18 protein-coding genes and 1 pseudogene are annotated in these 16,758 nt (G+C 64.5%); 11 read left to right on the forward strand and 8 right to left on the reverse strand.

The features are described from left to right. Positions 1 to 181 precede the first annotated feature (181 nt). On the reverse strand, positions 182 to 1,567 hold the full coding sequence (locus A3K89_RS23465) for a cystathionine beta-synthase (protein ID WP_068432006.1): 1,386 nt from the start codon (positions 1,565 to 1,567) through the stop codon (positions 182 to 184). Between the two features lie 113 nt (positions 1,568 to 1,680). Here A3K89_RS23465 and A3K89_RS23470 point away from each other — a divergent pair, with 113 nt between their 5' ends. Continuing rightward, positions 1,681 to 2,637: an SGNH/GDSL hydrolase family protein gene (locus A3K89_RS23470; protein WP_174551504.1), complete on the forward strand. Its 957-nt coding sequence runs from the start codon at positions 1,681 to 1,683 to the stop codon at positions 2,635 to 2,637. A 61-nt stretch (positions 2,638 to 2,698) separates the two neighbouring features. Further along, positions 2,699 to 3,919 (forward strand): acetyl-CoA C-acetyltransferase, encoded by a 1,221-nt coding sequence (locus A3K89_RS23475; protein ID WP_068431524.1) that lies wholly within the window; start codon positions 2,699 to 2,701, stop codon positions 3,917 to 3,919. Positions 3,920 to 3,973: 54 nt separating this feature from the next. On the opposite strand, the gene A3K89_RS23480 is transcribed toward A3K89_RS23475, so the two are convergent. Next, positions 3,974 to 4,822 (reverse strand): Bax inhibitor-1/YccA family protein, encoded by an 849-nt coding sequence (locus A3K89_RS23480; RefSeq protein WP_068431527.1) that lies wholly within the window; start codon positions 4,820 to 4,822, stop codon positions 3,974 to 3,976. Positions 4,823 to 5,039: 217 nt separating this feature from the next. Between A3K89_RS23480 and A3K89_RS23485 the strand changes: the two genes are divergently transcribed. Next, positions 5,040 to 5,462 (forward strand): hypothetical protein, encoded by a 423-nt coding sequence (locus A3K89_RS23485; protein WP_068431529.1) that lies wholly within the window; start codon positions 5,040 to 5,042, stop codon positions 5,460 to 5,462. A 9-nt stretch (positions 5,463 to 5,471) separates the two neighbouring features. Here A3K89_RS23485 and A3K89_RS23490 read toward each other — a convergent pair whose 3' ends face one another. Next, the gene (locus tag A3K89_RS23490; RefSeq protein ID WP_068431536.1) at positions 5,472 to 6,596 is read right to left on the reverse strand and encodes a class I SAM-dependent methyltransferase; all 1,125 of its coding nucleotides are present in this window, start codon (positions 6,594 to 6,596) and stop codon (positions 5,472 to 5,474) included. Positions 6,597 to 6,714: 118 nt separating this feature from the next. Between A3K89_RS23490 and A3K89_RS26075 the strand changes: the two genes are divergently transcribed. After that, positions 6,715 to 6,852: a hypothetical protein gene (locus A3K89_RS26075; RefSeq protein WP_167674357.1), complete on the forward strand. Its 138-nt coding sequence runs from the start codon at positions 6,715 to 6,717 to the stop codon at positions 6,850 to 6,852. On the opposite strand, the gene A3K89_RS23495 is transcribed toward A3K89_RS26075, so the two are convergent. Together A3K89_RS23495 and A3K89_RS23500 are read right to left on the reverse strand one after the other, a co-directional pair. Continuing rightward, a complete protein-coding gene (locus tag A3K89_RS23495) occupies positions 6,835 to 7,359 on the reverse strand; it encodes a peroxiredoxin (protein ID WP_068431537.1) in 525 nt (174 codons plus the stop codon). The genes A3K89_RS26075 and A3K89_RS23495 overlap by 18 nt on opposite strands. A gap of 24 nt (positions 7,360 to 7,383) precedes the next feature. Next, on the reverse strand, positions 7,384 to 8,166 hold the full coding sequence (locus tag A3K89_RS23500; RefSeq protein WP_068431539.1) for a tyrosine-protein phosphatase: 783 nt from the start codon (positions 8,164 to 8,166) through the stop codon (positions 7,384 to 7,386). A 35-nt stretch (positions 8,167 to 8,201) separates the two neighbouring features. Between A3K89_RS23500 and A3K89_RS23505 the strand changes: the two genes are divergently transcribed. From A3K89_RS23505 to A3K89_RS26085, 6 genes are all read left to right on the forward strand, one after another. Beyond that, complete coding sequence (locus A3K89_RS23505; protein ID WP_068431541.1) at positions 8,202 to 8,684, forward strand: Lrp/AsnC family transcriptional regulator; 483 nt, start codon at positions 8,202 to 8,204, stop codon at positions 8,682 to 8,684. Between the two features lie 113 nt (positions 8,685 to 8,797). Continuing rightward, positions 8,798 to 9,988, forward strand: a complete 1,191-nt coding sequence (locus tag A3K89_RS23510; RefSeq protein WP_068431543.1) for a PucR family transcriptional regulator — start codon at positions 8,798 to 8,800, stop codon at positions 9,986 to 9,988. Between the two features lie 148 nt (positions 9,989 to 10,136). Then, complete coding sequence (locus A3K89_RS26080; protein WP_165839525.1) at positions 10,137 to 10,292, forward strand: hypothetical protein; 156 nt, start codon at positions 10,137 to 10,139, stop codon at positions 10,290 to 10,292. Next, on the forward strand, positions 10,289 to 11,278 hold the full coding sequence (locus tag A3K89_RS23515) for a TerC family protein (protein ID WP_068431544.1): 990 nt from the start codon (positions 10,289 to 10,291) through the stop codon (positions 11,276 to 11,278). The genes A3K89_RS26080 and A3K89_RS23515 overlap by 4 nt, the downstream gene beginning before the upstream one ends. Before the next feature lie 89 nt (positions 11,279 to 11,367). Continuing rightward, entirely contained in the window at positions 11,368 to 11,916 is a 549-nt protein-coding gene (locus A3K89_RS23520; RefSeq protein WP_068431545.1) for a Dps family protein, read from the forward strand. A gap of 356 nt (positions 11,917 to 12,272) precedes the next feature. Continuing rightward, positions 12,273 to 12,428 carry a DUF6131 family protein gene (locus tag A3K89_RS26085; protein ID WP_165839526.1) on the forward strand — a complete coding sequence of 52 codons (156 nt, stop codon included), beginning with the start codon at positions 12,273 to 12,275 and terminating at the stop codon, positions 12,426 to 12,428. Positions 12,429 to 12,489: 61 nt separating this feature from the next. Here the strand turns inward: A3K89_RS26085 and A3K89_RS23525 are convergent, their stop codons facing one another. Both A3K89_RS23525 and A3K89_RS23530 read right to left on the reverse strand, forming a co-directional pair. Further along, positions 12,490 to 12,924 carry an SRPBCC family protein gene (locus A3K89_RS23525; protein ID WP_068431551.1) on the reverse strand — a complete coding sequence of 145 codons (435 nt, stop codon included), beginning with the start codon at positions 12,922 to 12,924 and terminating at the stop codon, positions 12,490 to 12,492. Between the two features lie 83 nt (positions 12,925 to 13,007). Continuing rightward, the gene (locus tag A3K89_RS23530) at positions 13,008 to 14,030 is read right to left on the reverse strand and encodes an LLM class flavin-dependent oxidoreductase (RefSeq protein WP_068431554.1); all 1,023 of its coding nucleotides are present in this window, start codon (positions 14,028 to 14,030) and stop codon (positions 13,008 to 13,010) included. Positions 14,031 to 14,119: 89 nt separating this feature from the next. Here A3K89_RS23530 and A3K89_RS23535 point away from each other — a divergent pair, with 89 nt between their 5' ends. Next, positions 14,120 to 15,511, forward strand: coding sequence for an aspartate aminotransferase family protein (locus A3K89_RS23535; protein ID WP_174551505.1), 1,392 nt, complete (start codon positions 14,120 to 14,122; stop codon positions 15,509 to 15,511). Position 15,512: 1 nt separating this feature from the next. Here the strand turns inward: A3K89_RS23535 and A3K89_RS23540 are convergent. After that, positions 15,513 to 16,544, reverse strand: a pseudogene (locus A3K89_RS23540) (Gfo/Idh/MocA family protein). Positions 16,545 to 16,758 lie beyond the last annotated feature (214 nt).

A 16,758-nucleotide genomic window follows, 5' to 3' on the forward strand; every position in this document is an offset into this window, starting at 1 on the left:
CCGATCACCTCGGCGGCCTCTTTCACCGTCGAGCCCCAACCCAACAGAACCCAGAACAGCATCCGCACCTCATGGGTGTACACCGGACGTCCCATCGCAACCATCCCTCAATGATCAGGCACGTTGCGATGACTGCTTGAGACCGCCGTCTAGCGGGCTCTACATTCGCACTCACATGGGGCTATGCCCCCTTGCTGAGGAACCCGAGGAGATCGTGCCGGGTGATGACGCCTGCCGGCTTACCCTCTTCGACGACCATGAGCGCATCGGTCTCGCCGAGCGCCTTGGTGGCGTCGGAGACGTTCTCGCCCGCACCGATCAGCGGGAACGGCGGGCTCATGTGCTTCGCGACGGGGTCGGCGAGCGTCGCGCGCCCCTCGAACACTGCGCTCAACAGGTCGCGCTCGGTGACACTGCCCGCAACTTCGCCGGCCATGACGGGCGGCTCGGCACCGACGACCGGCATCTGTGAGACGCCGTACTCACGCAGGATCTCGATTGCGTCGCGCACGGTCTCGGACGGGTGCGTGTGCACGAGGTCGGGCAGTGCGCCGGACTTGCCTCGCAGCACGTCGCCGACCGACGGCTCGTCGGTCTTGCCGTCGAGCCGTGAACGCAGGAAGCCGTACGACGACATCCAGTCGTCGTTGAAGATCTTCGCGAGGTATCCGCGGCCACCGTCGGGCAGCAGCACGACCACGACGGCGTCGGGGCCTTCACGCTCGGCGACCTTGATCGCGGCGACTGCAGCCATACCGCACGAGCCACCGACGAGGAGACCCTCTTCACGGGCGAGGCGACGCGTCATGTCGAACGAGTCGGCGTCGGACACGGCGATGATCTCGTCGGGGATCGACGGGTCGTACGCGGTCGGCCAGAAGTCCTCACCGACGCCCTCGACCAGGTACGGCCGTCCGGTGCCGCCGGAGTACACCGAGCCCTCGGGGTCGACGCCGATGACCTTGACCTTGCCGCCGGAGACCTCCTTCAGGTACTTGCCGGTGCCGGAGATGGTGCCGCCGGTGCCGACGCCTGCCACGAAGTGCGTGATCTTGCCGTCGGTGTCCGCCCAGATCTCGGGACCGGTGGTTTCGTAGTGGCTTTGCGGTCCCGCCGGGTTGGCGTACTGGTTGGGCTTCCATGCGCCGTCGATCTCACGAACGAGACGGTCGGAGACGCTGTAGTAACTGTTGGGGTCCTCGGGCGCGACTGCCGTCGGGCAGACGACGACCTCGGCGCCGTACGCGCGAAGCACGTTGCGCTTGTCCTCACCGACCTTGTCGGGGCACACGAACACGCACTTGTATCCACGCTGCTGAGCGACGAGCGCAAGGCCGACGCCGGTGTTGCCGGAGGTCGGCTCGACGATGGTGCCGCCCGGTTTCAGCTCGCCCGACGCCTCGGCCGCGTCGATCATCTTCACGGCGATGCGGTCCTTGGACGAGCCGCCGGGGTTCAGGTATTCGATCTTGGCAGCAACGATCCCCGCGTTGTCGCCGACAACGGAGGAAAGCTTGACCAACGGAGTGTTGCCGATGAGTTCGGTGACGTGCTGTGCGATGCGCATGGTGCCATCTTCCCAGACGCGCCGCAGCGCGCTCTTCGGTACCGCCGTGACGACGCGCCGGAAATGCATACGATGGAAATCGTGGCGCTCAGCGAAGGAGATCAACAGTGCCCATGAGTCGATGGCGCATTGCGGCGAGAGCCGGTGCGGCAACAGTCCTCGCAGGCTCGTCAGCTGGGACGGCGTCGTGGGCGATGTACCGACATCTGATGTCCCAAGCCACGTCCGCAAGAGGCGTGATCGGCCGGTCGACGGCCAAACCGCCCGAGGCCGACGGCATCTACGGACCCGGTGATCGGACGCCGCGGCCCTGGCGAATGGGAAGTTCAGCAGATATTCATCTGATGATTTTCGGCGACTCGACCGCGGCCGGTGTCGGCTGCGTGATCGCCGACGAGGTTCCGGGCGTTCTCGTCGCACGTGGCCTTGCCGACGAAACGGGAAAACAGATCCGCCTCAGCACCAAGGCGATCGGCGGTGCGACGTCCAAGGGCCTCGAGGGCCAAGTCGACGCCATGTTCGTCGCCGGTCCCGCACCCGACGCCGCAGTCATCCTCGTCGGCGCCAACGACGTCACCAAGAAGTTCTCGATCGCCGCGTCGGCTGCGAGGCTCGGAGCCGCCGTCGAGCGCTTGACCGCGAAGGGCACGGTCGTCGTCGTGGGGACGTGCCCCGATCTGGGCGTCGTCACCGCCATTCCGCAGCCACTGCGCACCGTCGTCCGCAATTGGGGCCTTCGCCTTGCGCGCGCTCAGACCGCTGCGACGCTCGCCGCAGGCGGCCACCCGGTCGCGCTGGCCGATCTCCTCGCGCCCGAATTTCTGGCCGCCCCCGACACGATGTTCTCACCGGACCGCTTTCATCCGTCCGCGGCGGGTTACGAACTCGCTGCGCAGCAACTGCTGCCCGTCCTCGCCGCCGCGCTCGGCGAGTGGAACGGCGGTCCGCTGCCCGAGCTCCCCCAGGTGTCCGAGGCCGTGGAATCACGCAGATTGGCGCCACGCGCCGCGGCGTCGCTCGATCGTTTCCTGCGTAGACGTGGTGCCGAAATCCAGGGAGCGGGCGGCTGACGCTAGATTTCTTGCTACTCGCCGGTAACCAGAAGCTGTATCACCCAACGAAGGAGAGTTCATGCCAGAAGCAGTGATCGTCAGTACCGCTCGTTCCCCGATCGGCCGCGCGATGAAAGGCTCGCTGAAGGACATCCGTCCCGACGACCTGACCGTGCAGATGGTGTCGGCGGCGCTCGCGAAGGTTCCCGAGCTCGACCCAACCGACATCGACGACCTCCTGCTCGGATGCGGCCTGCCCGGCGGCATGCAGGGCAACAACCTCGCTCGGATCGTCGCGGTACTCCTCGGCTACGACTCGCTGCCTGGAACCACCGTCACCCGCTACTGTTCGTCGTCGCTGCAGACCACCCGCATGGCGCTGCACGCGATCAAGGCAGGCGAAGGCGACGTCTTCATCTCCGCCGGCGTGGAAAGCGTCTCCAGTTTCGTCCACGGCAGCTCCGATTCGCTTCCGCAGAGCCACAACCCACTGTTCGAGAGCGCCGAAGCGCGCACCAAGAAAGTCGCCGAGGAAGGCGCCGACAGCTGGACCGACCCGCGTGAGAGCGGACAGCTGCCCGACGCCTACATCGCCATGGGCCAGACCGCGGAGAACGTCGCCCTGCTGACCGGCATCTCCCGTGAGGAGCAGGACCACTGGGGCGTTCGAAGCCAGAACCGCGCCGAGGACGCAATCAAGTCCGGTTTCTTCGAACGCGAGATCACCCCGGTCACGCTGCCCGACGGCACCGTCGTCAGCACCGACGACGGCCCGCGCGCCGGCACGACGTACGAGAAGATCAGCGAACTCAAGCCGGTCTTCCGTCCGAACGGAACCGTGACCGCCGGCAACGCGTGCCCGCTCAACGACGGCGCCGCCGCACTGGTGATCATGAGTGACACCAAAGCCAAGGCTCTCGGCCTGACCCCGCTCGCCCGGATTGTCTCGACCGGCGTGACCGGCACGTCCCCCGAGATCATGGGCCTCGGACCGATCGAGGCGACGCGCAAGGCACTGTCGATCGCGGGCATGTCGATCTCCGACATCGACCTGTTCGAGATCAACGAAGCGTTCGCGGTGCAGGTCCTCGGGTCCGCTCGTGACCTCGGCATCGACCACGACAAGCTGAATGTCTCCGGTGGCGCTATCGCCGTCGGACACCCGTTCGGCATGACCGGCGCCCGCATCACCACGACACTGCTGAACAACCTGACCACGCACGACAAGACGTTCGGCGTCGAGACCATGTGCGTCGGCGGCGGCATGGGCATGGCAATGGTGCTCGAGCGCCTCAGCTGACACCCGGATACGACAAAGGCCCCCGCATCAGCGGGGGCCTTTCTCGTGCAGGTGCTAGTCGTTCTGGAAGTAGCTGAGCAGACGCAGGATCTCGACGTACAGCCAGACGAGCGTGATGGTCAGTCCGAGCGCAACGCCCCAGGCTGCCTTCTCCGGAGCCTGTGCGCGGATGAGCTGGTCGGCCTGGTCGAAGTCCAGCAGGAAGCTGAATGCCGCGATGCCGATGCAGACGAGGCTGAAGATGATCGCGATCGGACCACCGTCGCGAAGGCCGAAGCCGCCGTCGACGAAGAAGCTGGCGATCAGGTTACCGAGCGCGAGAACCACGACGCCGATGAGCGCGCCGATGATCATGCGGGTGAACCGAGGCGTGACGCGGATGGCGCCGGTCTTGTAGACGACGAGCATTCCGAAGAACACGCCGAACGTACCGAGAACGGCCTGGCCGATGAGAGCAGCGCCGCCCACGCCGCCGAACATGACGTCCGTGAACATCAGAGACAGAGCACCGAGGAACAGACCCTCGGCGACGGCGTACGCCAGGACGATGGCCGGGTTGTCCATCTTGCGACCGAAGGTCGCGACGAGCACCAGCACGAGGCCGACGATGGCGCCGCCGATGACGAACATCGGGGCGAGCGACGGGTTACCGCTGGAGAGGACATAGGAGATGATCGCCGAGACGGTCAGCACACCGAGCGTGATTCCGGTCTTGGTGACGACGTCGTCGATGGTCATGGCCCGCGACGTCGGCCCGGCCTGGTAGGGCTCGCCGTACGTCTGCGGCTGTCCGAACTGCTGAGTGGCCTGCGACGCACCAGCCGTCGCAGTGCCGAAAGTGGCGTATCCGCCGCCCTCCTGCTTGGGCAGGTTGCGGAACACCGGGTTGCTGGAGGTGCGCACCGTGTTTCTTCCCTTCTGAGGTTGCAAGCCCTTCGTGGCTGGAGGACCTTGCGTCGACTCGTCGCCGACAGCTGTATGTAAAACTCCCACATACGGACAAAAGTTCCCAGTCGGACCCGAGAACTTCCGACAAATCGGACTCTACCGTCTGGAGCGACTCGTCGGACAGCGACGTCCGGTTTCCCGTCCGACATCAGTGGGCATTGTCGATAGCGTGATGATGAACGATGACGGAACGGATCAGACCCTCGACCAGAGTGAAAGCCTGGATTCAGACGAACTGCGCAACGACGACGGCGACTCGACGGTCGAACCGCCGGATCACTGGAGCGAAGCCGACAAGTTCGGCACGACGCCCGAGGAAGCTCTCCAGGGCGAGAGCCTCGACGAGAAGCTCAGCGAAGAAGAACCGGATGTTCCGCTCGAGAACGACGAGCGCGCGGTGTCCGAGACACCCGACGCGGAACTGACCGAAGATCTCGTCGACAAGGAGATTCTCGAGTCCGACGAGGATCCCGACATCGATTACGCCGACGGTCAGCGTCAGGCCGAGATCATCGAGGGCACGCTGGTGGAGGATCGTGGCCGCGACCGCGGGCAGATCGACGGCACCCCGGAGGACGGCGGACCCGTCGAATAGGACGTCGGCTCAGCCGATGGTCGATCGAGTCACGGTGAATTTGGCGTTCTTGCCCACCGTCTCGGTCGGCCCGACGGCCGCGCGGAGCTCGCCTCGATAGTTCAAGTGCGAGTTGTACACGGTCCACAGCTCGCCGCCCGGTCGCAGCACGCGGCCCGACGCGGCGAACAGTTTTTCCGCACTTCCGGTGTGAAGCGACGCGCCCTCGTGAAACGGCGGGTTGCACACGATCAGATCGACGGAGGCGGAATCGAACGTGGACATGGCGTCGTCGCGAATCACCGACAGGTCCAGTCCGTTGGCCGCAGCGGTGGCCGCAGCGGACGCCGTCGCGGCAGCGGACCGGTCGGTCGCCACCACTCGTGCGGCCATCCTGTCCCGAGCGAGCAGGCACGCGAGAATGCCCGTCCCGCAACCCAAGTCGACGATGTCACGCGCATCGGGGTTCATCTCCGGCAGGAACGACGCGAGGAATCTCGTGCCGATGTCCAGTTTCGCTCCCGCGAACACAGCACCGTGCGCGACGACGGTCAGCCCCACGTCGTCGAGTCGCTCGCTGACCGGGTAACTCTCGGGCGCCCGACGGATCGGGGTCGACGCCGTGATCACCCGAGACTTCTGACGCCCGCGGCCCGCGATCACGGAGTCGAAACTCGCGCCCAGCACGCCGTTCATCGCAGGAGTCATGTGCTTGTCTCGACCACCGGCGAACACCCGCACGTCGGGAGCCGCGAATGCGGCGATGTTCTCGGCGATTTCGGTCAATTCGGCCAAACTTCGAGGCAACTGCATCACGACCAGCCGTGCGCCGTTCAGAAGATCGCTCCCGAGTGGGAGGTTCCGGTAGGTGTCGGCCATCCCCAGCGCCGACGCGTTACGCCCGAGTGCGATCTCCCCCGTGATCGGATCCTGGTGTACTCGAATGTCGTTCGTCTTCACGATCGCCGCTGCACCCAATGTCAGCGCCCCGTAGCGATCGCCGATCACGACCGCGTCGCGTCCACCGACCTCGGCCAGTGCGTCGGCTGCGGTGTCGAGAATCAGCCGATCGGCAGCATCCGACGCGAACAGATTGGGCGCCTCCGCATCGGGATAGCGGCGCAGGCCGTTCAGGACGGATTCGACGTCGTGCATGTCCTTCAGTGTTTCATCCCCGCATCGGAGGTGCCAAACACGTTGCACGCGGCACAATTTCGGTCGCGTTCGGCGCGTCTCGATGGCATTTTCACCGAATCGGGAGCATGCTCGGTCGATGGAATCACCGAAGAAGATCGAGACGCTGTTCAGCCACAAGGATTCCGTGCAGGACGACGCGCTTACGCAGAACACCGAACCCGTCGTCTACACGTCGTTGTTCAGCGGAGACGGAACATCAGGACAGATACCGTAGATAGTCCAGCGACTTGTCCGCGTGCACGTTCGCACGTTCGCTCGTGACCACCAGCCGTACGACGCGATTCGTGTCGATGACGAACGTCGTCCGTTTCACCGACAGCAGCCGGCGCAGCAGCCCGCGTTCGACGGTGTGGGTTCGTCGCCGTTCGATGTCCTTCATCCGACGTCGCCGCATCAGCCAGCCGCCGCGTCGCACACCGAACTGCTCGGCCACCGAACCGTCGGAATCGGCAAGCAACGGATAGTCGAACGACCTCTGCAAAGCGAAATGCGACTGTTGATCGGTGGTGTCCGTACTGATACCGACTCGCTGAGCGCCGAGCGATTCGAACGCGCGGCCCAGATCGCGAAAATGGCAGGCCTCCGCCGTGCAGATCGGACTCGACGCCGCCGGGTAGAAGAACAGGACCACGGGGCCTCTGTCCACCATGTCACTCAGACTTCGAACGTTCCCCGTATGGTCGGGAAGCCGAAAGTCCGGCGCGGTTTCGCCAGTACGCATGCACGACAGGGTACGTGCCGACGTTCAGTTCTCGTCAACGAGCAGTGTTCGCTTCAACTTCTCCAGGTCGTCTGCGGTCACACCGATCGCCCGAAGATAACCGTCGAACGAGCCGTGCTCTTCGGTCGCGACCTCGATTCCGTGACGGTAATAGGCCTCGGTGACGCCCAGGACCGCGTCGGTCAACTCGACGGGCGTTCCACCTTCACGCGGAGCCCACACCTGTTCGAGGTGGGCTCGCAGCGGCTCGATGGCGGTGTTGCTGGTCAGAAAGTCGGCGAGGACGTCGGACTCGGCGACCCCGACTGCGCGCAGGACGGTCGCGACGGTCCAGCCGGCACGATCCTTTCCCGCCGCGCAGTGCACCAGGACCGGGCCTTCGTCGTTGCTCAGCGAGGTGACCACCGAACGAATCGCCGCGTGCGCGCCCTCGAGCGTCGGAAACGACGTGTACGCACGCATCATGTAGCGCAGCTGGGCCTCGGGGTCGACGCTGGCTCCGGCCTCGTGCGGAGCCCGCTCACCCCGGTGGTTGTGGTACGGCAGGTTGTGCACGACGACCCCCTCGGGTACGAGGTCGCGTCCGCTGCGCTCGATTTCCGAGTCACCACGCAGATCGAACACGTGGCGCACTCCGAGTCGGCTCATCTCGGCGCGTCCGTCGTCGTCGAGACGCGTCAGCTCGGACGACCGCAGCAGCACACCCGATCGAACCCGACGCCCGTCGGCTGTACGCGCACCTCCGACGTCGCGGAAATTCCACGCACCGGACAACCGAAATTGATCGCGCACGCTCGTATCTGCCATGGATGCACAGTAACCAAGACGCATATCGTGGACCCATGACGGACCTCGACCGCACCGACGCTCGACTCCTCCTCGCGCTGTGCGACAAGCCGCGCGCGACCGGGGTAGAACTGGCGACGACGCTAGGGCTCTCTCGAAATACCGTGCAGGCCCGCCTGACTCGATGGGAGGAGAAGGACGCTCTCACTCCGATCGATCATCGGGTGCGGCCCGGGAGTCTCGGCTACGCATTGCAGGCATTCGTGACCACCCGCGTCGACCAGCACAAGCTCGCCGAGGTCACCGATCACCTCCGCACGATTCCTGAAGTGCTCGAGGTGTTCGGTCTGTCGGGTGCGTCCGACATGCACATCCGAATCGCCGCGGTGGACGCCGACGATCTGTATCGCGTCGCCGGCCTGATACTGAAGATTCCCGGCGTCGAACGCACGAACATGTCGATCGCGATGAGGGAATTGATCCCGTACCGTACGACGCCCATCCTCGAACGCGCCGCAAGTTCGCCGACCAACAGGTAGTCGGGTTCGGCGCCGCCCCCGACGCAGCGCCGACCCTGCTCGACCGTAACCTATCGGCGCTCGCCCACGTTGCCGTATACATAGCTGCTCGGCGGCCGCATACGATCGACCGGGTGACAGCCGAGTCGGATTCCGCGAGCACCGAGGACGCACGTCTCGAGGTTGCGCGGCTCGCCGCGCTCGACGCGGGAGGACTGTCCACCGAATTGCTCGGTGACTTCCTCGAAGTTCTGACGTCAGCCGTGTCCGCAGGTAGACCGTTGACGAGGCGTCAGCTCGGCACGTTGCGCATCAAGGGTGACGCCGCCGCACGTCAGGGCGTGCCGTTGCGTGCGCTGCTCGACCTGTACCTGTCGTCGGTGTGGCGACTGTGGCGCAACCTCCCGGCGGTCCTCGACGCGGAGCACGACCCGCAGGCTGTCGTCACCGCGGGCGAGGTGATGTTGCGCGCGTCCGACGACGCGGTCGCAGAACTCGCCGAGGGTTTCCAGCTCGCGCGACGGTCGCTCGTGCGCGCGGAGGTGTCGGCTCGACGCGAGTTCGTCGACGATCTGTTGTCCGGAAGCGCCGACGTCGCCGGTGTTCTCGGCCGCGCCGAGAATTTCGGTCTCGATCTGACGGGTCCGCATTGCGTCGCTGTCGTCGCCGCCGACGACCCGTTCACGGACGCGGGATCCGCGATCGTCGACGTCGAACGTGCCGTCGAAGGCAGCAAGGGCGACGCAGGCACTCTCGTCGCCAGCAAGGAAGGCAGGCTGGTCGTCGTCTTCTCCGCGCCGGACCAGCAGGCGGTCACACACGTTCTCGACGGCCTTCGAACAGCGATCAAGCAAGCACGCGTGGACGGCGACTGGTCGCATCGCATCGGCGTCGGCCGCACCGGGAGCAGCGCTGCCGGGGTGTCGTCGTCCTATCGGGAAGCGGTCGACGCGTTGGATTTCGCGTCCAAACTGGGCATGGACGCACCCGTCGTCGACGCGCGGGAACTCCTGGTCTACCGAGTGTTGCTCGACGACCGGCCTGCCATCACCGACCTCGTCGACACGGTGCTGACCCCCCTTCTCTCGTCACGCGGGGGTGCGGAACCGCTGCTGCAGACACTCTTCGCGTTCTTCGAATCCGGTGGCAACGCGGCCATGACGGCACGGTCCATGCATCTGTCGGTGCGCGCGGTCACCTATCGATTGGCCAGGATCGCCGAACTGACCGGGCACGACGTCGCCGATTCGGGTGAGCGGTTCGCGCTGCAGACCGCTGTTTTCGGGGCGAGGCTGCTCGGTTGGCCGGAGAATCGACGGCTCTAGAGCCGTCTTTGCCGGATACAGGCAAGGTAAGCGGACAAAACATGTCCAGCATCGGACGGTGTATTCCGTAACCTGCACAGGCAGAATTGGAGGAGCCGCGACGGGACGACCGTCGCAGATCGTACGATCGAAGGAGAATCCAGCAATCATGGCATCTCTGACCCAGCGATTGAAGAATTTCGCGGGCAGCCCCCAGGGCCGCACTCTGATCGCCAAGGCCAAGGCCTACGCAAGCAAGCCCGAGAACCAGGCCAAGCTGAAAAGCATCGGCTCTCGAATCACAGGTAAGGACACCCGCCGATGAACGTTCCCGTTTGGGCATGGGCGGCGTTTGCCGCCGTCGTCGTCATCATGCTCGCGATCGATCTCCTCGCTCACCGCGGCGCCCACATCATCGGCTTCAAGGAGGCCGCATGGTGGAGCGCGGTCTGGGTCGGTGTCGCACTCATCTTCGGCGGAGTCGTCTTCGCCACGCTCGGTACGACAGCGGGCGTCGAATACACGACGGCGTGGTTGCTCGAGAAGAGCCTGTCCGTCGACAACCTGTTCGTCTTCGCGCTGATCTTCGGCTACTTCAAGGTGCCGCGTGAGTACCAGCACCGGGTGTTGTTCTACGGCGTCGTCGGCGCTCTGATCTTCCGCGGTATCTTCCTTGCCGCCGGTGTCGCGATCGTCTCCAAGTTCACCGTCGTACTGTTCGTGTTCGCCGCGATCCTGCTGTACAGCGCGTGGAAGCTGATGAAGGACGAGGAGGATTCCTACGATCCCAGCACGTCGCTCGCAGTTCGACTGCTCCGCAAGGTGGTTCCCGTCCGCGACGAGTACGCCGGTACGAAGTTCTTCGTCATGGAAGCAGGCAAGCGCGTTGCGACGCCACTGCTCGCGGTCGTCGTAGCCATCGAGGCTGCGGACCTCGTGTTCGCCGTCGACAGTGTTCCGGCCGTTCTCGCGGTCAGCGACGATCCGTTCATCGTGTACTCGTCGAACGCGTTCGCGATCCTCGGACTCCGCGCTCTGTACTTCCTGTTGTCCGGTCTGCTCGACAAGTTCCACTACCTGTCCAAGGGCCTTGCGATCATCCTCGGCTTCATCGGCGTGAAGCTGATCCTGCAGGCGAGCCACAAGGTCATCAGCACGTCCATCCCCGAGATCCCGTCGGTGGTGAGCCTCGTGGTGATCGTGGTGGTGCTCGCAGGTTCGATCATCCTCAGCATGAAGCGGCCGCCGAAGGAGGAGCCGGACGAGGTTCAGGCGGCACCGGATCAGCCGACCCTCACCAAGGACGACTGACCACTCTCTCACCGACACGCGGCCTCGCAGCCTTCATCGGCTGCGAGGCCGCGTGTTTTGTTCGATTCGAGCACGGGTAGTCGACCCCCATGACAAATTCGAACTCGTACACCGTTCCAGGAATGAGCACCGACGACGGCGCCCGTGTCGCGACCCTGCTGCAGGATCGCCTCAACGCGTTCAACGACCTGCACCTGACGCTGAAGCACATCCACTGGAATGTGGTGGGTCCCAACTTCATCGCAGTGCACGAGATGCTCGATCCACAGGTCGAAGCGGTACGAGGTTTCGCCGACGAGGTTGCAGAACGCATCGCGACGCTCGGATCTTCGGCGCTGGGCACTCCGGGAACGATCGTGAATCAGCGTTCGTGGGACGACTACTCCATCGGACGCGCATCGGCGATCGAACACCTCGGGGCACTCGACCTCGTCTACGTCGGCGTCATCGAGGACACCAGGAAGGCCATCGAGGAGATCGGCAAGATCGACCCGATCACCGAGGACCTGTTGATCGGTCAGAGCGGTCAGTTGGAGCTCTTCCACTGGTTCGTCCGCGCACACCTCGAGAACTCCGGCGGACAGCTCTCCACCGCAGGCGCTACGAGCGAGAAGCAGGCGGCGAGCGACGCAGGCTGATCCGCAGGCTCAGAACGGTTGTCACGCCCCTGTCCCGGTTCTCGCGAACCGGGACAGGGGCGATTTTTTGTCGCGTGGTTTGAAGCACAGCGGACGAGGGTAGTCGCGACTACCGGCGTCAGCGTCGGTGCAGGAAACGATCACCCTTCTGTGCGTTGCCCCAACGGCGCACGTGAGGTCGTTTCGTGGTCGGCTCAGATCGGCTATCGGAAAGGCAGCGACTGTGATGGATCCGAAATCTTCGGCAGCACCGTAGATTTCAGCCGAATCACGGTAGGTTTGTCAGCGATTGGCGATCGACGCAGATCAACTGGTGGCCGCTGGTAGCGGCCCACAATCGAAAAGAGGGAACCACAGTGATCGTCCTAGGAATCATCCTCGCACTCATCGGCTTCTTGGCGTCGATACAGATCCTCTGGATCATCGGCATCGTGCTGATCGTCGTCGGCGCAATCCTTACGTTGCTCGGAACCGCCGGTCGCGCGGTCGGCGGTCGCAAGACGTGGTATTGACCTTCGGGCACTGAAAACGGCCTCGACGCGTTCCGCGTCGAGGCCGTTTTCATGCGCGCCGCTACAACGCTTCGAGCACTTCGGTCATCGTCGGCACCACCTGATTGCCGACCCGTTCGAAAGCGAGCTTGGCCAGCGGGTCGGCAAGCTTCGCTGCGCCGTTGAAGGTGATGTCCGCGATGTACGTGATCTCGGTCGAATCGGGACCGGACGTCGCGAACGACAGGTCGTCGACCGATCGCGCCGTCTTGTTGGTTCCCTGGAACACAACCCTGTTCGGCTGGTCTTCCATCATTCGGTAGGTGAGTTCGGTACCGATTCCGAACAGCTTCGATTCGTTGTGCCATTCGGTGCCGACACCGATGGGACCTGGCGTCGACTGCACGCACTTCTGCGTTCCTGGATCCCAGTGCTCTGCGTGCGCGAAGTCTCGCAGGTACGAGACCACGATGTCGATGGGCTTGCGGACTACGAATGTTCGTCGAACTTCGACCATGGAGTGCCTTTCGCAGGAAGTCGGTGCCAGCACGCGGCTACCCGTTGCGTCATGGCCTCACACACCGATACTCGTGTGCGCCTTCACTTCTGCGCGGCAGACCACCCGAGCTTCGGGCCAAGGTTCTCGGCGATGTCGGTCAGGATCTGCACGTAGTCGTCGTGCTCGAAGCTGAACGGTAAGGCGAAGGCCACCTCGTCGACTTCTCGAAAGGCTTTGCCGGCGTACAGCATGTCGGCGATCTCGTCGGACGTTCCGACGAGATCAGGGGCGAACATCATGCGTGCGGGACCCTGGGGCTGCAGAGTTCGCTCGAATCTGCTCCGGGCGTACTCCCGATACTTCGAGACCTGCGCCGACGTAGCCGAGTCGGTCGGAACGACGACGAGCCCCTGCGACACCCGGGCACTGCCACCATCCGGATGGTGTTCGCGGAACCGCATGATGTGCGAGAACTGGATGTCGTCGAAATCCGTCGACTCCTCCGCCTTCACCACACTGCTGACGAGGAGGTTCATCGCGGCATCTCCTGCCCACTGTGCCGACCGTACGCTCGCGCCTCCGTACCACATTCGACGACGCAGACCGGGCGAGTGCGGTTGCACCCGGTCCGAGAACTGCTCGATCCCCTGCGTACCACTCCAGTCCGAGACCGGCAGCCCCTCGACGGCTCGCAGCAGCCGATTCACCCGCTCGTACCCGAAATCCTCGACGTCCGCCGTCTCCGGGTACAGCGCTGCCTTGACCCGTTCGTACTGCATGGGAACGCCGACACTGACACCGGCATTGAGTCGGCCGCCGCACAGAACGTCGACGGTTGCATAGTCCTCGGCCAGGCGGATCGGGTTCTCCCATCCCAGCGGCGTGACCGCTGTACCGAGCTCGATCCGCGACGTGCGTTGCGACGCGGCGGCCATGACGGCGATCGGCGACGAGATGCCGAACTGCAGGTGCCGGTGCCTCAGCCACGCACTGTCGAAGCCGAGCCGCTCCCCCAGCTCGATGATCTCCAATGTCGAGCGGTGGCCGCGCCCCGGGTCCTGCTCGTCGAACAACCCGATGGTCAGAAATCCCAACTTGCGCAGCGGTATCGAGCGTTCGGGCATGAAGGTCTCCGTGTCACGAAAAGAGATGCGAGTCGAACCGCCATGCTATTTCACCTTCGCCGAGGACGTCGACGCACCGCGGGACTACCATGGCGTCGACGAACCGACGAAGGACGCCGCCCATGACTCTGGACTTCGACGCACGAGATCACCTGTGGATGCATTTCGCCCGCATGGGTTCGTTCCAGGACAGGGACGTCCCCGTCATCACCAGGGGCGAGGGCAGTTACATCTACGACTCCCGTGGTCGCAGAATTCTGGACGGCTTGTCCGCGTTGTTCGTCGTGCAGGTGGGCCACGGACGCCGAGAACTCGCCGAGGTGGCGGCCGCGCAAGCAGCCGAGCTGGCGTACTTCCCCGTGTGGGGTTACGCGACGCCGCCCGCACTGGAGCTCGCCGAGAGGCTGGCGACCTACACACCCGGAGACCTGAATCGCGTCTTCTTCACCACGGGTGGCGGCGAAGCCGTCGAGAGTGCATGGAAAGTCGCCAAGCAGCATTTCAAACTCGTCGGAAAACCGTTGAAACACAAGGTGATCAGCAGGGCGACGGCGTACCACGGCACGACGCACGGAGCTCTGGCCATCACCGGGGTGCCTGCGATGAAACAGGCCTTCGAACCGTTGGCTCCTGGCGGCTTTCGGGCAGCGAACACCAACTTCTATCGGGCGGAAGCACATTCGGACGATCGCGAGGCGCACGCACTGTGGGCGGCAGACCGTGTCGAGGAAGCTATTCTGTTCGAGGGACCGGAGACCGTCGCCGCCGTCTTCGTCGAGCCGGTGCAGAACTCCGGTGGATGCCTGACCGCGCCGACCTCGTATTTCCGGCGCCTGCGCGAGATCTGCGACAAGTACGACGTCTTGCTGGTATCCGACGAGGTGATCTGCGCGTTCGGCCGTCACGGAACCATGTTCGCGTGCACCAAGTTCGGCTACACACCCGATATCATCACGTGCGCGAAAGGCATGTCGTCCGGGTATGGACCCATCGGCGCGATGATTGCGTCCGAGCGGGTCGTCGAACCGTTCCTGGCGGACACGACCACGTCGTTCACGCACGGCTACACCTTCGGGGGACATCCGGTGTCGGCGGCGGTGTCACTGGCGAATCTCGACATATTCGAACGAGAGAAGCTCAACCAGCACGTACTCGACAACGAGGACAGGTTCGAGAAGACCCTCGGTAAGTTGCTCGACCTTCCCGTCGTGGGCGACGTGCGCGGCGACGGCTACTTCTGGGCCGTCGAACTCGTCACCGACAAGGCAACCAAAGGCCGACTCGACGCGGCCCAGCGAGAACGCGTCGTCAAACAGTTTCTGCCATCGGCGTTGTTCGACGCCGGTTTGTACTGCCGTCCCGACGACCGCGGTGACGCCGTGATTCAGGTGGCGCCACCGCTGACGTGCGGGCAAGCAGAGTTCGACGAGATGGAGCAGATACTGCGCGACGTCCTGATCAGGACCGAGCAGCTGCTCTGAGTCAGGACGACGGTAGCTCGATCACCTGTCCGGTCTCGGCGGCACGTCGCGCCACGTCGAGCACCTCGAGGGTGTGAATGGCCTCCGACGCCGGTACCGGCTGCGGCCCTTCGCCACGCACCGCTGCGGCGAACGCACTGTAGTAGTCCTGGTAGCTGCCCTGCTCCGACGGGACCTTTCGGGCGCCGGCGTCGGTATACAGAGTGCCCCAACGGTCTTCGAGCTCGTACCCCCACGATTCGGGATCGTCCACCGGCCTGCGTCCGGCGAAGATCGACTGTGCCTGGACGTCGGTTCCGTCGGAGTAGAAGCTGCCGTCGGTTCCGTACACGCGTAGCTGACGGGCCTGGAAGCGATTGATCTTGGTCGCCGAGACGGTGGAGTGCACACCGCTTGCATGGTCGATGTCGACGACGAAGGCACTGTCCGTGCGCTGGTCACCGTCGCCGACCCAGTCCATCCGCGCATAGACCGACGTCGCCCTTCCGAACAGCCAAAGCACCTGGTCGACGAGGTGTGAGCCCAGGTCTCGAAGCAATCCGCCGGTCGGCCCCAACTCGAGCGTGGACGGCTCGTCCAGATCGAAGCGCGATTCGATGCGCCAGACACGACCGAGTTCTCCGCGATCGATCACGGCGCGCAGGGTCCTGATGTCCGCATCCCATCGGCGGTTCTAAAAGACACTGAGGAGCAACCCCGCCTTGTCTGCAGCCTCGACGAGATCGAGTCCGCCCTGCGGGTCCGGCGCGAACGGCTTGTCGGCGACGACATGCACACCGCGAGACAGTGCTTCGAGGACCAACTCGCGACGCGTCTCCGGCGGCGTCGTGATCGTGACTGCGTCGACACCCGCGTCGATGAGTTCACCGAGACTCTGGAACACAGGAGTGCCCGGCACGTCGCTCTGGACCTGGGCAGCACGCTCCGGCGACCGTGTCACGATGCCGACGAGTTCCACACCCTCGGCGGCTTGGACGAAGGGCACGTGAAAGTACCGACCACCGACTCCGTACCCGACAACTCCGATGCGCACCGCGCCCTCCTCGGTCTCCGAACGTATTTGTTAAGACAACCGCACACATTACACAGTCGATACGGCCTCGAATCGACGTGCGAGTAGCCGGAATCGGCCTCGGGCCGTCCATGGTGGCGGCGCCGAAAGCCCCCGTCGAATTCGCACCACCGAAAGAGCAAACGGGCTCGGAGCCGGGTTGTCTGTGCTTCAATCGGGAAGCGGTACGAATTCC

This window comes from Rhodococcoides kyotonense (assembly GCF_001645385.1).
In the GTDB taxonomy this organism is placed as follows: Bacteria; Actinomycetota; Actinomycetes; order Mycobacteriales; family Mycobacteriaceae; genus Rhodococcoides; species Rhodococcoides kyotonensis_B.

Excerpts from the sequence above, each read along its gene's own strand:
- A3K89_RS23465 (WP_068432006.1), bottom strand. The coding sequence starts at position 1,567 with ATGCGCATCGCACAGCACGTCACCGAACTCATCGGCAACACTCCGTTG.
- A3K89_RS23470 (WP_174551504.1), top strand. The coding sequence starts at position 1,681 with ATGAGTCGATGGCGCATTGCGGCGAGAGCCGGTGCGGCAACAGTCCTC.
- A3K89_RS23475 (WP_068431524.1), top strand. The coding sequence starts at position 2,699 with ATGCCAGAAGCAGTGATCGTCAGTACCGCTCGTTCCCCGATCGGCCGC.
- A3K89_RS23485 (WP_068431529.1), top strand. The coding sequence starts at position 5,040 with ATGATGAACGATGACGGAACGGATCAGACCCTCGACCAGAGTGAAAGC.
- A3K89_RS23490 (WP_068431536.1), bottom strand. The coding sequence starts at position 6,596 with ATGCACGACGTCGAATCCGTCCTGAACGGCCTGCGCCGCTATCCCGAT.
- A3K89_RS26075 (WP_167674357.1), top strand. The coding sequence starts at position 6,715 with ATGGAATCACCGAAGAAGATCGAGACGCTGTTCAGCCACAAGGATTCC.
- A3K89_RS23495 (WP_068431537.1), bottom strand. The coding sequence starts at position 7,359 with ATGCGTACTGGCGAAACCGCGCCGGACTTTCGGCTTCCCGACCATACG.
- A3K89_RS23500 (WP_068431539.1), bottom strand. The coding sequence starts at position 8,166 with ATGGCAGATACGAGCGTGCGCGATCAATTTCGGTTGTCCGGTGCGTGG.
- A3K89_RS23505 (WP_068431541.1), top strand. The coding sequence starts at position 8,202 with ATGACGGACCTCGACCGCACCGACGCTCGACTCCTCCTCGCGCTGTGC.
- A3K89_RS26080 (WP_165839525.1), top strand. The coding sequence starts at position 10,137 with ATGGCATCTCTGACCCAGCGATTGAAGAATTTCGCGGGCAGCCCCCAG.
- A3K89_RS23515 (WP_068431544.1), top strand. The coding sequence starts at position 10,289 with ATGAACGTTCCCGTTTGGGCATGGGCGGCGTTTGCCGCCGTCGTCGTC.
- A3K89_RS23520 (WP_068431545.1), top strand. The coding sequence starts at position 11,368 with ATGACAAATTCGAACTCGTACACCGTTCCAGGAATGAGCACCGACGAC.
- A3K89_RS23525 (WP_068431551.1), bottom strand. The coding sequence starts at position 12,924 with ATGGTCGAAGTTCGACGAACATTCGTAGTCCGCAAGCCCATCGACATC.
- A3K89_RS23530 (WP_068431554.1), bottom strand. The coding sequence starts at position 14,030 with ATGCCCGAACGCTCGATACCGCTGCGCAAGTTGGGATTTCTGACCATC.
- A3K89_RS23535 (WP_174551505.1), top strand. The coding sequence starts at position 14,120 with ATGGCGTCGACGAACCGACGAAGGACGCCGCCCATGACTCTGGACTTC.